The sequence below is a fragment of the Shouchella oshimensis genome, from assembly GCF_004375095.1.
GTDB lineage: Bacteria > Bacillota > Bacilli > Bacillales > Bacillaceae_D > Shouchella > Shouchella oshimensis.
The window spans coordinates 456,417-470,182 of sequence record NZ_SNUX01000004.1 but is presented as its reverse complement, the minus strand read 5'-3'; the positions used below and the strand labels follow the sequence as shown (position 1 = coordinate 470,182).

Sequence of the window (13,766 nt, the reverse complement as noted above, 5' to 3'; positions counted from 1 at the left end):
TGCTATGCTATGGCATAGCAAGTTTCTTTTATAAATTAGTTCAGTGCAGATAATGCGTCTGTTCGTTGTTCACTGCCTCCAACGATTTCAAAGGCTTTACCGTAAGTAGCTTCATTTGTTAATGCTTCAATTAATACAGCTGCCACATCAGCTCTTGATATAGAGCTATCTGAGAGTTGGTCAAATGCAGCTTTAGCTTGAATAGTGCCTGCTGCCTTGTCGTTTGTTAAAACTCCTGGACGTACAATGCTATAAGATAATGATGTTGACATGAGTACTTGATCTGCGACTGCTTTGGCAACCATGTAGTGTTTAATTTTGTCTGGCTGGGCATCTGGATTCCCTGCCCCAATGGAACTTAACTGAACAAACTGCTTAATAGATGCGTCTTCTGCGTAACGAAAAGCTTTAATGGCACCCCATAAATCAACAGTTAGCGTCTTATCCGCTCCTGTTGATCCACCAGAACCAGCTGCGAATATGACCGCATCCGCTTGTGTGAATGCTTCACTAAAATCATCTTCTAAATCGGCAATCACGACGTTATCTGCTCCTAGCTCTTTCATCGTCTCGACTTGTTCCTGTTTTCGAACCATGGCAATTGATGTATGTTCGCTTTCCTGCAATTGTTGAATAAGGTGTTTACCGACTTGGCCATTCGCTCCAATAACGAGTACGTTCATGAGTGTTATTCCTCCTAAGGTATTCACTGATGTGTGTATTGGATTCCCAAGGAGTACATTTTTAAAACCTCCAAGTTTATAACGAGTCGGTGGATATACCATACCAAAAAATCGTCCAAGCTTCTTTAAACCGCCGTTGAAAGTCATCGTCTTCATAGATGAAACTTTCGGTAAAAAGCCCATCAAGCAGGCAGAAATAGGCTGAACGAAACATTTGTTCAGGTATTGGTTTAAACCGCTTTTCTTTTTGCCCTTGTTGAAAAAGCTCGTGAAGGGTGCGGTGAATTGCTTCATCTCCTTTTAAAACAATGGAAAGAACGTCTTGTTTGAGGTCAGCTGGTGGAAACAACATGAATCGTTTATACATAGCACCTTCTTGTTCGTACATAATAAAATCACAGCTATTTTTTAATACATGATAAAGCCTTGTTTTACTCTCTGACGTTTCATACTGTGCGGCAGTTGTTGCAATGGTATCAACAAGTTGGTTTGTAATTTGTTCGCATAGAAGTAAATAGAGCTCGGCTTTGCTTTTGAAGTGATTGTACATAGATGGTTTTTGAATACCAACTTCTTGTGCAATCTGAGCTAACGTGGTTCCTTCATATCCATGTTTTGAAAAAGAGTGACGTGCGACGTTCATGATTCGTGCTTTTGTATTCATTGTGTCATCCTTTCGGAAAAAAGATTGTCAATATAGTTAAAGCGTGATATACTAACTACCGTTAGTTAGTATAATGAATAGATAAAGGTGCGTGACTTTATATGTGGTTGTTCGTAATTATAGCAGGTATCTTTGAAGTTGGTTGGGCAACTGGTCTTAAGTATGCAAGTACACCGTTTGAATGGGGGCTGACAGCCATTGGAATCGTCGTCAGCTTTACGTTACTTGTCCGTGCTGCAACGGTATTACCGACGAGTACAGTATACGCAATATTTGTAGCACTTGGTACCGTTGGAACAGTATTTGTTGATATTTTTCTATTTGGTGCATCGTTTAATCTATGGATGCTCTTTTTTATTGTTGTTTTACTCGCAGGAGTATTAGGATTAAAACTTGTCACTGGTACTAAAAAGGTTGAAGGGGTGGATGAAGCATGAGTTGGATCATGTTAATCATCGCCGGTATCTTTGAAGTAATAGGCGTGAGTGGGATTCAGATGATTGCAAAAGGAGAAAAGAAAAAGGGTTTTAGTATCTTAATTGTTGGCTTTATTATAAGCTTCACCCTTTTAGGATTAGCAATGGAAACCATCCCCCTCGGTGTGGCATATGCAGTGTGGACTGGAATCGGTACAGTCGGTAGTGCGCTAGTTGGGATGTTCTTTTACAATGAATCAAAAGATCGCTTAAGGCTATTCTTTATCGGTCTTGTAGTTATTGCCGTTATAGGTTTACGGTTAGTATCTTAAAAGGAAAAGAGGCTGGCACAAAAGTAGATAGACAGACCAAAATGACGAACATTCCTGAAAATAGGAACGTTCGTCGTTTGTTTTATATGAAAATGAGCGGAAGGAGAATCCGAAGACTCCTGGTGGATCAGCACGCGTCTGAAGACTCGGAGTGGCGGTTTTCCACGGAGGAGGCTGAGGCCGTGTCCCCGGAAAGCGAAGGATTCTCCTGTAGCAATGCTACTCAGCATATTTTAGACTATTCGTCTTTTCAAATACTACTTTTCGTTATGTCCCAGCCTCTTTTTTTGTCGCTTTATAAATCAAGGTGGCTACGCATTTCGTCTCGTACACGCGCTTTTTCTTCCTCACTTACAATGGCATACCATAAGCCGTCAATCGTCTGTCCTGTATAATTCACTTCAATTTGCTCCACTTGGTCAAGTGCATCAATATAGTCAGACTGGTAGGACCACATATCCCCTAATGCTAAATCAGTTCGAACAGTAGAACCTAATACATCGAGAATATCCCCAGCTTTCGTAATCGAACTGAGGGAAGCAGCTTCATTCATTAATGCTTCGATTACATCTCGTTGTCGGTTGGCGCGTCCTGCATCGCCGCGAGGGTCGTCATAGCGCATGCGTGTATACTTTAGTGCTTCCTCCCCGTTCAATGCAATGGTTCCTTCAGGAAATTGAGAGCCATCCATTGTAAAGGAAAGATCATTGTAGACTTCAACTCCATTAAACGCATCAATAAGGCGAGTGAACCCTTCCATATTAATGCCGGCGTAGTGATCAATAGGGATGTTAAACGCTTCTTCAATTGTGTTAATTAACATTTCTGCACCACCGTATGCGTGGGCATGGTTAATTTTTTCTGTTGTTCCTCTACCAACAATGTCCACACGTGTATCACGCGGAATGGACAACATTTTCGTTGATCGTTCTGCTGGATTGAGTGTCATAACGATAATGGAATCTGAACGTCCAACGACATCTTCTTCGCGACCAGGTGTATGGTCAACGCCAGCTAGTAAAATGGAAATTGGTTCTCCTTCTTGAATTTCATTTTCACGAATAGGTGAAGACCCTTGACGATCACCAAGTGGCTCATACATTTGATTAGCAGTGGTTCGTATATCATTAAAGATATAAAGGCCAACTCCAATGACGACTAAAAAAAGGATGCCAAAAATTAGTGCGGTTACTTTTAATGCCGTTTTTTTCTTCATTTAAAAACGCCTTTCTACTATTAAAATGGTAAATATAACGATCTATGTATTCATTCTCTCTTATTAGAATAAAAGAAGCTGATCATAAGAACAAGAACATTTTGTTGTAATGTTTAGTGAAAAGTTCGCTTTCCTGGTCTACAAATACAACAGATGCGGTCTAATCCTGTATGAAACTGTAGAATTAGCAATAAAAATGACGATGATTTATCAATATTGTTAGTCAAATTATGATATAATTCGATTTGAGTTATGGGATATGTTTAGGAGGTTAGCGATTAGATGGAAGAAACGATAAGTTTGAAAGAAATCTTTCAAACATTAAAACAACGCTGGAAATTGCTCGTTGCGATTCCGTTGTTAGCAATGTTAGCTGGTACGTTAGTAAGTGTTTTTGTCCTTACTCCAAAATACGAACGTTCTGCAGAATTATTAATTTATCAAGCAGGTACAGAGGAAGGCGTAACTCAAAACGATGTTCGAACAAGTTTAGAGCTCGTCGGTACATACACGCAGATTATTAAAAGTCCTCGTATTTTAAATGATGTGATTGAAAATGGAAACTTGGATTATAGTCTTAGTACACTTCAAAATATGGTGTCTGTGACAAATCAAAACAATTCCCAAGTGTTACTCGTAACGGTTGAAGCAGACAAGCCAGAGGAAGCAACAGCCATTGTAAATGAAATTTCTACTGTATTTGAAACGCAAATCCCAGATATTTTAAGCACAGATAATGTAACGATCTTATCAGAAGCTGTAGTTGGTGAAAATCCGTCACCATCAAGCCCTAATACGATTTTAAATATGGCGATTGCGTTTGTAGTTGGATTAATGGGAGCAGTAGGGTTAGCATTTTTACTTGAATACTTAGATACAACAGTGAAATCAGAAAAGGATATTGAAAAGATCCTAGATCTGCCTGTTCTCGGCGTAGTCTCAACGATGGATGCTGTTGAACCGACGAGGAAATCGTCATAGCTTAAGAAAGTAGGTGACTTATGGTCAGGTCAACTCGCACGAAAAAAGGTCAAGGACAAAAAAAACGCCAGCTTATTGCAGATGTAAATAAACATTCGCCAATAACGGAGCAATATCGGAATATCCGTACAAATATTGAATACTCTGCTATCGATACAGATATACATTCTCTTTTAATTACCTCTGCTGGTCCAGGAGAAGGGAAGTCAACGACCGCTTCTAACCTCGCAGTTGTTATGGGACAAAACGGACAACGTGTTTTATTAATCGATGCGGATATGAGAAAGCCTACCGCTCATTATACATTCAGCTTGATGAACACCCATGGTTTAACAAATGTACTAACAAGGCAGCAGAAGCTAGTGGATGTAGCACAGGAAACGTCCATTGAAAATGTTAGCCTATTAACGTGTGGACCAGTTCCGCCAAACCCAGCTGAGCTTTTAAACTCAAAAATGATGGAAATGGTTATTAAAGAAGCATGTGAGAATTTTGATATGGTTATCATTGATACGCCGCCTGTTATGGCTGTAGCAGATGCTCAAATTTTATCTAGTAAAGTGGATGGCACGATTATCGTGACATCAAGTGGCAAAACAGACCGTGATCAGCTTGAGCAGACAAAAGCGAATCTAGTAAAAGCAAAAGCGAACATATTAGGTGTGGTACTTAACAATAAGCCAATCGATCAGAATACGTATTACTATTATCAATAAAGGAAAAAGGGGAGAGCTGGATGATTGACATTCATAGCCATATCTTACCCGGGCTTGATGATGGGGCTAAGACAATTGAGGACAGTATCGCAATTGCAGAGCAAGCAGTGAGCGAAGGGATTACAGCAATGGTGGCAACACCTCATCATCAGCATCCGAATTTCACTCTGCTAGATGGATCGTTCTTACACGATGCGGTGGCGGAGTTAAATGACGAGCTAAACAAACAAGGTATACCTTTAACGGTTTTGGCCGGTCAAGAAATACGTTTGTATGGGGATGTGCTAAGCGACCTTGCGTCGGGTTCTAGCTTAAGTTTGGCAAACAGCAAATATGTTCTTGTGGAATTTCCTTCAAATGATATACCGGTTTATGCAACTCGTTTGTTCTATGAACTGGGTTCTCAAGGGTATATTCCAATTATTGCACACCCAGAGCGGAACAAGGTGATTATGGAATCGCCAAACAAACTATATGAGCTCATTAAAAACGGTGCCCTCGCCCAGTTAACATCATCTAGTTTAACTGGTTATTTTGGAAAAGAGATTCAAACGTTAAGCGAGCAACTCATTGAAGCGAATCTTGTTCATGTCATCGCATCTGATGTTCATAATACATCGAATCGCACGTTACGAATGCAGGAAGCATATCAAGTTGTAGAAGATCGATTTGGTTCTCAATTACTGTTTGAATACAAGGAAAATGCTCGCTTAATTGTTGAAAATAAGCATATTTACCTTGAGCCTCCTGAACGAGTTACAAAAAAAAGAAAGAAGTTATTTGGTTTGTTTTAAGATCTCATTTGAGTTTGAGAAGCTCTATAGTAGAGTTTCTTTTTTTATATAAATAAAGTTTAGAATCTTTTAAAAATAATTTGCTTGTTCGAGATGTGATTGCTAAAATAATAGAGAATCATAATGAAAGCGCAAACAATTAGAGAGGGGTTTTTGGCAAATGATGAACACACCTTTAACCATTCCGCCAATGTTAGAACGCGCGGAGCGTTATTTCCCATCAAAGCAAGTAATCTCAAGAACATTGGATGACATGCATCGATTATCGTACAGGGAGATTGGTAGGCGCACAAGAGCTTTAGCCAGTGTGCTGACCGAGTTTGGTCTAAAGCGTGGAGAGCGTGTAGGGACGGTTGCATGGAATCATCATCGCCATTTAGAAGCTTATTTTGCTGCCCCAGGTATAGGTGCTGTGTTGCATATGATTAATATGCGACTTTCCTCAGATCACCTCGTTTATGTGATCAATCATGCTGAAGATCGAATATTACTCATTGATGAAGACCTTTTACCGATTGTAGAAGCAGTGAAAGACCAATTGACATCTGTGCACACGTATATCGTTTTATCTGATAAAAAAGAAGTGCCTCATTCAACTCTTAAGCCTTTGTACTCGTACGAAGCGCTATTAGAGAAAGGGAATCCGAACTTTGCTTTTCTCGAAGATCTTGATGAAAATGAACCAGCAGCAATGTGCTACACATCTGCCACAACTGGAAAACCAAAGGGTGTGTTATATACACATAGAGGAATTACGCTTCATAGCCTGGTACAAGGTATGGTGGATACAACAGCTCTATCAGAAAACGATGTCTGTATGCCTGTAGTGCCAATGTTTCATGTTAATGCATGGGGTTTACCTTTTAGCGCCACTTTTTATGGCGCAACACAAGTTCTCCCGGGACCTCAGTTTACACCCCAACTGCTTGCAGAATTAATTGAAAGTGAAAACGTTACCTTTACAGGAGGCGTACCGACAATTTGGCTAGGTCTCTTACAAGTAATTGAAAAAGGAAATTATGATTTAAGCAGTCTTAGAGCGGTCATATGCGGAGGTTCAGCAGCTCCTAGAAGTATGATTGAACGTTTCGAGAAAACATTAAACGTCCCGTTCTTTCATGCTTACGGAATGACTGAAACTTCCCCTATCGTTTCTTACGCTCGCTTAAAAAGTTACCAACACAGCTGGTCAGAGGAAGAGCGGTACCAAATAAGATCAAAGCAAGGAATGGCTGTTCCACTTATAGACATAAAAGGGGTGAACGAAAACGGGGAGATCGCTTGGAATGGGAAGGAAATGGGCGAGCTGCTTATACGTGGTCCGTGGGTAGCTGACCACTACCACGAGGATGAGCGAAGCCAAGAAGCTTTTCGTAATGGCTGGCTTCACACTGGGGACGTTGTGACAATTGATGAAGAAGGCGCTATTAAAATTGTTGATCGAACAAAAGATTTAATAAAAAGTGGTGGCGAATGGATCTCTTCTGTTGATTTAGAAAACGCTATTATGGGACACGAAGCTGTACTTGAAGCGGCGGTTGTATCCGTTCCTCACGAGAGATGGCAGGAGCGTCCTGTAGCGTGTGTTGTATTAAAAGAAGGTCATGTAGTAACGAAGGAAGAATTGAATGAATACTTAGCTACTCAATTTTCAAAATGGTGGTTGCCTGATGATGTTCTCTTTATGAAACAGCTTCCGCGCACATCAGTAGGTAAGTTTTTAAAGCGGGCATTGCGTGAACAAATAGTAGGCGCAAAAAAGGAATCATGAAGGCAATCTTACGATTGTCTTTTTTTGATTAACTGTACGTTAGGATCGCTTCTCTCCACCTCCTATTACATCTCATGGTACACTAAAAAGAGAGGGGAGGAGGATGCGCAATAAACAAAAGTCGGCATTATCTTATGGGAGAGAAACGTATGACGATAAGAACCCGTGTCTTACTCGTATTCTCTATTCTTGTCGCCATTCTTATCTCATTATTCACACTTGTTCACGCTTATTTTGAAAGCGTTAACTTAAATCAAGAATATAAACAATTATCAAGACAAACCGCCAATGCCCTCTCGTTCATGCCTGCATTAGCGAACGCTTTACATGAAAACGATGTAAGTGAAGTGCAAGGTATTATTGATCGTGTACGACTTCAAGCAAATAATCCGATAGTCTTTGTCCTTGATCATAACGGTAAAGATATGTTGTCTGGAAAGGAAGATGAGACACGCCATAGTTTGCAGGCGACACTTGTATTTGGGTCATATCGGACAGAGCGAACGATTGTACATGGAGAAGAAGTCATCCAAACAACAGCCCCAATCTATGATCAACTAGGTGATGCAGAACAACTAATAGGAGCTGTTCGAGTATCTTATCCATTAGAGAGTATACACGAGGTGTTATATGAACGTCTTTGGCGTAATGCGTTGGTCGGCCTAGCTGGATTGGTATTAAGTTTACTTTGTGCAGGAATCATTTCATCAAGTATACAGCGTGATACATTCGGTCACGAGCCTGCTCTTATTGCAACGCTTTATAAAGAAAGAGAAGCTTTACTTCAGTCCCTAAATGAGGGTATTTGTGCTGTAAATGAACATGGCGATGTTACATTGTTTAACCCGGCAGCCGCTTTTATCTTATCTGCTGACGAGGCGAATAAAGACGTTTTGCATAAGCTAGGATTGTTTGAGTCTTTACATAAAGGTCAATCGCTCTTTGATGATATGCGGAACATTAGTGGAAAATCGCTAGTAGTGAATTGTCACCCTATATACGAAAACAAAAAAAGGGTTGGCGCTATTTGTAGTTTTAGAGATTTTACAGAGATGAAGCAAGTGAAAGAAACGATGGCGCAAATGCAGGCACAGTCTGATGGTTTAAGAGCTCAGACCCATGAGTTCCGCAATAAATTATATGTGTTAATGGGGCTTTTACAGCTTGGAAAGCAAGAAGAGGCGCTGTCGTTTATTGTGAATGAAACAAGTGTACAACGGACCCAGACCATTCCGCTTTTTCAAAAAATCACGGACGTCGGAGTACAGGCACTTTTACTTGCAAAAATGGCAAGAGCAGCAGAAAAACATGTTCATTTGTCGATAGAGGAGTCTAGTGAATTGCATACGATTGAGCGAATCCCTATAGCGGATTTGTCGACAATCATTGGAAATGTGCTAGATAACGCGATTGAAGCAGTGGTACACACTGAAAAGAAAGACGTGCTCTTTTTTGCAAGTGACGCAGGGGATGAATGGGTTATTGATATTTATGATAGTGGAAAAGGTTTTAAAGAAAACCAAAAGCAGTTTCTTCAACCAGGTGTATCAACAAAAGGTGAAGGACGAGGATTTGGTCTTTCGAATGTTCAGCAAGCATTGAAGAAGTGGAACGGTGTGATGGAAATCGATGGCTTGCCTCATGTGGGAGGTACAGTTGTTTCGATCTATATTCCAAAAACAGAAGGGGATAAGAGATGAATGTATTAATAGCAGAAGACGACTATCGGCTAGTGATGATTCACTCAGAATATGTCCTAGCATGTAGTGGTTTTCATTTAGTAGGCTATGTCCTAAATGGACAGGAATTGTTTAAGCGACTTGATGAAGAAGAGCACGTCGATTTATTGCTTCTAGATTTGTATTTTCCTGATATTGAGAGGGTTGAACTACTACAAGATCTACGAAGAAAATACCCGAAGTTAGATATACTCATTATTTCTGCATCAGATGACATGGCTATTCTTCAACAGGCTAAACGATGTGGGGTGTTTGCTTTTTTACAAAAGCCAGTAGATGCAGCATTGTTTAAACAAACTTTGGAAGCGTATGCGGCGCAACAATCTTTTTTTAACCGTCCTTACGCGACATTTTCTAACGAAGATGGAGCACGGGTGTTAGGTGGTAGTCTGTCGTTAAAGGCTGCTTCGACCCTACATCCAGACTTACCTTCCGGAATTGATGCGATCACGCTTCAACGGGTGTATGATTTACTTCATCAATCGGAAGAAGGGTTAACGATTGAAAAAACCTGTGAGGAGCTCGGTGTGTCTCGGACAACAGCAAGGCGATACTTAGAGCATCTTGTAAGAGAGGACACTAGTTACACACAGTTAAGCTATGGAGAGATCGGTAGACCTGAGCGGCGGTATCGATTGAAACATCCCTAAGAGCTTTGTGACAAAACTTGTTCCTTACTTGTATTAATGACGTTTGCGTGGATGCTATGCATCCTAGTCGCGAACGTTTTTTATTTTCTGTACTAGGGCTTCTTATCGCCGTGAACAGAAAGGACGAAATGACTGAAAAAGATATAAAGAATGTTAAAGATGTATGCTTGTTTTAAGAAACACGTGCATGCTATAGTGCATAAACAGTTAAATTGAAAGCGGTTACTTTCAGGGGGGATCGAGATGAAAAAATGGGTATTGGCATGTTCGATAATCGTTTTGATTGGATGTTCAACAGATGTAGAATCAAGTGCGCTCTTTCCAGGTCGGACAGTTGAAATTATTGCTCCTGCAACGCCAGGAGGGGGATGGGATATGACGGCACGTTCCATACAACGCTCGCTCGTAAGTGATGGACTTCTAGAAGAAAGTATCACTGTTTTAAATAAACCTGGTGGAGGTGGTGAGGTAGGCTGGCAATACCTTAACCAGCAAGACAGTCATTATGCAGCGGTAAATTCCAGTTTGTTAATTACGAGTAATCTGCTCGGGCAAAGTGATTTATCGTACGAAGATTTTACTCCCCTTGCGATGCTCTCGACAGAATGGCTTGCCATAGCATCTAGGTCTGACGCCCCATTTGAAAACGGTGCGGAAGTGATGCAGAAGTTAAAAGAGAACCCTACTTCGCTGACAATTGGTGTTAGTCCTTCACTTGGTTCAGGTAACCATTTGGCTTTTGTTCAAGCAGCTGTTGCATACGGTGTTGACCCTACGGAGCTACAATTCCTTGTTTATAGTAGTGGTGGGGATATTATGAATGCTTTGTTAGGCGGACACATTGATATTGCAACAAATTCAGTGTCTGGGTTTGCTGAACAGTATCAAGTTGGAGAGGTTTCCATTTTAGCGATTACATCGGAAGAGCGACTGGATGCATTTCCAGACGTCCCGACGTGGACAGAAATGGGAGCAGAGATGGTTTTCCCGCACTGGCGTGGAATTATGGGACCATCAGAAATGGCTGATGAAGAGGTGGCACAATGGGATGAATGGCTCGCCTCAATGGTAGAAACAGAGGAATGGAATACCATTCTTGAAAATAATGACTTAGATGCTTTTTATATGAACAGTCAAGAAACGATTGCATTCATGGAAGAGCAAGCAACATTTTTTGAAGAAATCATTGTGGACTCAGGTCTCGCACCTTAATGAGGAGGGGAACATATGCAGGTCGTTCGATTATCCATGCCACTATTTTTTATTGTATTGAGCGTGGCTTACGCGCTCTTAATCTTACAACTACCACAAGCAACATTGGGAGATCCGTTAGCACCGATTTATTTTCCACTTGCCATTTGTATCGGACTATTTTTGTTTGCCATCATTGATTTAATTCAAGTTTTGAAGGAAAAAGGGGACCATGCGACAGAGGATTTACAGCTACTCGTTCAAAAATCAACACTGTTAACGATCGGCGTCGTCATTTTACTCTGTATAGCGTATACGTTGTTGTTTGATTTTGCAGGTTTTCTGCTATCTACCATTCTATTTTTAGTTGCTTTGCTTTTTTATTTAAACGGTTTAAAGAAGTGGCTTATGAATGTACTTGTGACAGGCATTGTCTCGTTCAGCACATGGTTTATTTTTAGTCATTTGCTTGAAATTAGTTTGCCGGGATTTGGAGGGTAAAGGCATGGAATGGTCAATCATTATCGATGGGCTTTTTACCGCACTTGAACCAATGAATATGGTGTGGCTCATTTTTGGTGCCTTGTTAGGTACAATCGTTGGAATTCTTCCTGGTCTAGGTCCTGCAACGGGAGTAGCGGTTTTAATTCCATTAACGTTTGGAATGAATCCAGTAAGTGCATTAATCTTGATGTCATCTATTTATTACGGTGCGCTTTTCGGCGGGTCGAGGAGTTCTATTCTTATTAATACACCAGGAGATGGTTCATCCATTGCGGCTACGTTCGACGGGTACCCGATGACATTAAAAGGGCAAGCTGGTCAAGCAATGTCAATTGCAGCAATGGCGTCATTGTTCGGTGGTATTATGGCGATTTTTGGTTTTATCTTTCTTGCGATCCCTCTTGCTCAATTTGCGTTAAACTTTGGTCCAGCTGAGTATTTTATGCTTTTTCTTTTTACTTTATCAGCAGTTGTCGCTCTTTCAACAGGAAAGATGATCAAAGGGTTTGTTGCCATGTTTGCTGGTCTTGCGATTAGCACGGTCGGTATTGATTTGCAATCAGGTGTGCATCGATTCACATTTGGTGTTCCACATTTTACAGATGGGATTAATTTCATCGTTATCATTATTGGGATTTATGCGCTAGGAGAAGTTTTATACAATATGTTTCCTAAGAAAAAAGGACAGCAACCGAAAAAGGACCAGGCTATCGGGAGCAAGTGGTTTACAAAAGAACAATGGAAACGATCGCTTGGTCCAATTTTCCGCAGTGGTCCACTTGGTTTCTTTCTCGGTGTTTTACCGGGATCTGGTGGAACAATTTCCTCCTTACTTGCGTATTCTACCGAAAAACAACTATCGAAGCGAAAGGATGAATTCGGTAAAGGGGCAGTAGAAGGGCTTGTTGCACCAGAATCAGCGAACAGTTCAGCTGCTGTAGGGTCCCTTATTCCCATGTTAACAATGGGTATTCCAGGGTCCGGTACAACTGCGGTTATGCTTGGAGCGTTAGTCATGATCGGCATTACACCAGGTCCATTACTGTTTGAGAATAGCCCGGATCTTGTCTGGACCCTTATTAACAGTATGTTTATAGGGAATTTAATTTTAGTCATTATTAATATTTTAATGGTAGGCATGTTAATTAAGGTGTTACGAACGCCTGCAAATGTGTTGTATCCTATTGTGCTTGTTTTATCATTTATTGGCGCTTATACACTTGGGTACAGTACAATCGATTTCTACTTGCTTATCGTAGCAGGCTTACTTGGCTTACTTATGCGTGTATTAGACTACCCAGTAGCGCCAATGATTTTAGCCCTTATTGTTGGTGGAGAAATGGAGCAAAATATGCGAAGAGCCTCTATTATTTATGAGAGTCCACAGGCGATTTTCTTTGCTTCACCAATTGCGACAACTTTATTTTTCTTAACGTTGCTTTCCTTAAGTTATCCTCTTCTTTTGAAGCTATTTAAAAGGAGAAAAGGTACAGGGACAGGCGCTTCTATGTAACGATCAAACCTTATCTTGTACGCATTCGATGAAATACGTATCATAGGGTAAAAGCGTAGAGAAAGGTGGACCAGTATGCAAAATAGCTACTTATTCGTATATGGAACCTTGCGTAAAGGGGGCACAAATGCACATTATCTAGAATCGGCGACTTGTGTGAAGAACGATTGTTATGTAGAAGGAGAACTGCATGCGACTCCATATGGCTATCCAATTGCGCGGTTTAAAAAAGGCCAGTTCATACGTGGAGAGCTTTACAGCGTAACTCCTAAAGTATTGGAAATGATAGATGAATTAGAGGGTTATAAAGAAGGTCGATTCACTGGGAATGAGTATGAACGTGTAAAAATGAACGTGACGGTAGAAGGGGAAACGGTTCAGGCGTTTGGTTATATAGCGACCGATTTTTTTGAACACATTGTCGAACCAATACCAAATGGTGATTGGATGGTTTATTGTTCCAATCAAAGCGGTCGATAAGTATGTACAAAGGAAAGCAACAGGCAGAAGTCCTGTCGTCGTCGCTAACGTTGACAGGACAGCTAGATGCAATTAAAAAGTAGCTTGACTGAAATCACATATGGGGCTCTTTAATG

15 protein-coding genes are annotated in these 13,766 nt (G+C 40.7%); 12 read left to right on the top strand and 3 right to left on the bottom strand.

Annotation, left to right across the window (positions count from 1 at the left end; genetic code table 11):
* Nucleotides 1-35: 35 nt before the first annotated feature.
* Both E2L03_RS17875 and E2L03_RS17870 read right to left on the bottom strand, forming a co-directional pair.
* Nucleotides 36-683 carry an SDR family oxidoreductase gene (locus E2L03_RS17875; protein WP_038483992.1) on the bottom strand — a complete coding sequence of 216 codons (648 nt, stop codon included), beginning with the start codon at nt 681-683 and terminating at the stop codon, nt 36-38.
* 76 nt (nt 684-759) lie between these two features.
* Nucleotides 760-1,347: a TetR/AcrR family transcriptional regulator gene (locus E2L03_RS17870; protein WP_134259971.1), complete on the bottom strand. Its 588-nt coding sequence runs from the start codon at nt 1,345-1,347 to the stop codon at nt 760-762.
* A gap of 101 nt (nt 1,348-1,448) precedes the next feature.
* Between E2L03_RS17870 and E2L03_RS17865 the strand changes: the two genes are divergently transcribed.
* Both E2L03_RS17865 and E2L03_RS17860 read left to right on the top strand, forming a co-directional pair.
* Nucleotides 1,449-1,784 (top strand): DMT family transporter, encoded by a 336-nt coding sequence (locus tag E2L03_RS17865; RefSeq protein ID WP_055735422.1) that lies wholly within the window; start codon nt 1,449-1,451, stop codon nt 1,782-1,784.
* Nucleotides 1,781-2,095, top strand: coding sequence for a DMT family transporter (locus E2L03_RS17860; RefSeq protein WP_055735421.1), 315 nt, complete (start codon nt 1,781-1,783; stop codon nt 2,093-2,095). Before E2L03_RS17865 ends, E2L03_RS17860 begins: the two co-directional genes overlap by 4 nt.
* A 295-nt stretch (nt 2,096-2,390) precedes the next feature.
* Here E2L03_RS17860 and E2L03_RS17855 read toward each other — a convergent pair whose 3' ends face one another.
* The gene (locus tag E2L03_RS17855; protein WP_038483979.1) at nt 2,391-3,311 is read right to left on the bottom strand and encodes an LCP family glycopolymer transferase; all 921 of its coding nucleotides are present in this window, start codon (nt 3,309-3,311) and stop codon (nt 2,391-2,393) included.
* 282 nt (nt 3,312-3,593) lie between these two features.
* Here E2L03_RS17855 and E2L03_RS17850 point away from each other — a divergent pair, with 282 nt between their 5' ends.
* The 10 genes from E2L03_RS17850 (at nt 3,594) to E2L03_RS17805 (ending at nt 13,650) form a co-directional block, all read left to right on the top strand.
* Nucleotides 3,594-4,292 carry a YveK family protein gene (locus E2L03_RS17850; RefSeq protein ID WP_038483976.1) on the top strand — a complete coding sequence of 233 codons (699 nt, stop codon included), beginning with the start codon at nt 3,594-3,596 and terminating at the stop codon, nt 4,290-4,292.
* Between the two features lie 20 nt (nt 4,293-4,312).
* Complete coding sequence (locus E2L03_RS17845; RefSeq protein WP_038483972.1) at nt 4,313-5,008, top strand: CpsD/CapB family tyrosine-protein kinase; 696 nt, start codon at nt 4,313-4,315, stop codon at nt 5,006-5,008.
* Nucleotides 5,009-5,028: 20 nt separating this feature from the next.
* Nucleotides 5,029-5,802, top strand: a complete 774-nt coding sequence (locus tag E2L03_RS17840; RefSeq protein WP_038483969.1) for a tyrosine-protein phosphatase — start codon at nt 5,029-5,031, stop codon at nt 5,800-5,802.
* Nucleotides 5,803-5,962: 160 nt separating this feature from the next.
* Nucleotides 5,963-7,573, top strand: coding sequence for a long-chain fatty acid--CoA ligase (locus E2L03_RS17835; RefSeq protein ID WP_038483966.1), 1,611 nt, complete (start codon nt 5,963-5,965; stop codon nt 7,571-7,573).
* A gap of 149 nt (nt 7,574-7,722) precedes the next feature.
* Complete coding sequence (locus E2L03_RS17830; protein WP_166740368.1) at nt 7,723-9,273, top strand: sensor histidine kinase; 1,551 nt, start codon at nt 7,723-7,725, stop codon at nt 9,271-9,273.
* Entirely contained in the window at nt 9,270-9,962 is a 693-nt protein-coding gene (locus E2L03_RS17825) for a response regulator (RefSeq protein ID WP_134259967.1), read from the top strand. The genes E2L03_RS17830 and E2L03_RS17825 overlap by 4 nt, the downstream gene beginning before the upstream one ends.
* 243 nt (nt 9,963-10,205) lie before the next feature.
* Complete coding sequence (locus tag E2L03_RS17820) at nt 10,206-11,174, top strand: tripartite tricarboxylate transporter substrate binding protein (protein ID WP_134259965.1); 969 nt, start codon at nt 10,206-10,208, stop codon at nt 11,172-11,174.
* Between the two features lie 15 nt (nt 11,175-11,189).
* The gene (locus E2L03_RS17815; protein ID WP_134259963.1) at nt 11,190-11,654 is read left to right on the top strand and encodes a tripartite tricarboxylate transporter TctB family protein; all 465 of its coding nucleotides are present in this window, start codon (nt 11,190-11,192) and stop codon (nt 11,652-11,654) included.
* A 4-nt stretch (nt 11,655-11,658) separates the two neighbouring features.
* Nucleotides 11,659-13,170, top strand: a complete 1,512-nt coding sequence (locus E2L03_RS17810; protein WP_055735415.1) for a tripartite tricarboxylate transporter permease — start codon at nt 11,659-11,661, stop codon at nt 13,168-13,170.
* A 75-nt stretch (nt 13,171-13,245) separates the two neighbouring features.
* The gene (locus tag E2L03_RS17805; RefSeq protein WP_055735414.1) at nt 13,246-13,650 is read left to right on the top strand and encodes a gamma-glutamylcyclotransferase family protein; all 405 of its coding nucleotides are present in this window, start codon (nt 13,246-13,248) and stop codon (nt 13,648-13,650) included.
* Nucleotides 13,651-13,766: the final 116 nt, after the last annotated feature.

Excerpts from the sequence above, each read along its gene's own strand:
- E2L03_RS17875 (WP_038483992.1), bottom strand. The coding sequence starts at position 683 with ATGAACGTACTCGTTATTGGAGCGAATGGCCAAGTCGGTAAACACCTT.
- E2L03_RS17870 (WP_134259971.1), bottom strand. The coding sequence starts at position 1,347 with ATGAATACAAAAGCACGAATCATGAACGTCGCACGTCACTCTTTTTCA.
- E2L03_RS17865 (WP_055735422.1), top strand. The coding sequence starts at position 1,449 with ATGTGGTTGTTCGTAATTATAGCAGGTATCTTTGAAGTTGGTTGGGCA.
- E2L03_RS17860 (WP_055735421.1), top strand. The coding sequence starts at position 1,781 with ATGAGTTGGATCATGTTAATCATCGCCGGTATCTTTGAAGTAATAGGC.
- E2L03_RS17855 (WP_038483979.1), bottom strand. The coding sequence starts at position 3,311 with ATGAAGAAAAAAACGGCATTAAAAGTAACCGCACTAATTTTTGGCATC.
- E2L03_RS17850 (WP_038483976.1), top strand. The coding sequence starts at position 3,594 with ATGGAAGAAACGATAAGTTTGAAAGAAATCTTTCAAACATTAAAACAA.
- E2L03_RS17845 (WP_038483972.1), top strand. The coding sequence starts at position 4,313 with ATGGTCAGGTCAACTCGCACGAAAAAAGGTCAAGGACAAAAAAAACGC.
- E2L03_RS17840 (WP_038483969.1), top strand. The coding sequence starts at position 5,029 with ATGATTGACATTCATAGCCATATCTTACCCGGGCTTGATGATGGGGCT.
- E2L03_RS17835 (WP_038483966.1), top strand. The coding sequence starts at position 5,963 with ATGATGAACACACCTTTAACCATTCCGCCAATGTTAGAACGCGCGGAG.
- E2L03_RS17830 (WP_166740368.1), top strand. The coding sequence starts at position 7,723 with ATGACGATAAGAACCCGTGTCTTACTCGTATTCTCTATTCTTGTCGCC.
- E2L03_RS17825 (WP_134259967.1), top strand. The coding sequence starts at position 9,270 with ATGAATGTATTAATAGCAGAAGACGACTATCGGCTAGTGATGATTCAC.
- E2L03_RS17820 (WP_134259965.1), top strand. The coding sequence starts at position 10,206 with ATGAAAAAATGGGTATTGGCATGTTCGATAATCGTTTTGATTGGATGT.
- E2L03_RS17815 (WP_134259963.1), top strand. The coding sequence starts at position 11,190 with ATGCAGGTCGTTCGATTATCCATGCCACTATTTTTTATTGTATTGAGC.
- E2L03_RS17810 (WP_055735415.1), top strand. The coding sequence starts at position 11,659 with ATGGAATGGTCAATCATTATCGATGGGCTTTTTACCGCACTTGAACCA.
- E2L03_RS17805 (WP_055735414.1), top strand. The coding sequence starts at position 13,246 with ATGCAAAATAGCTACTTATTCGTATATGGAACCTTGCGTAAAGGGGGC.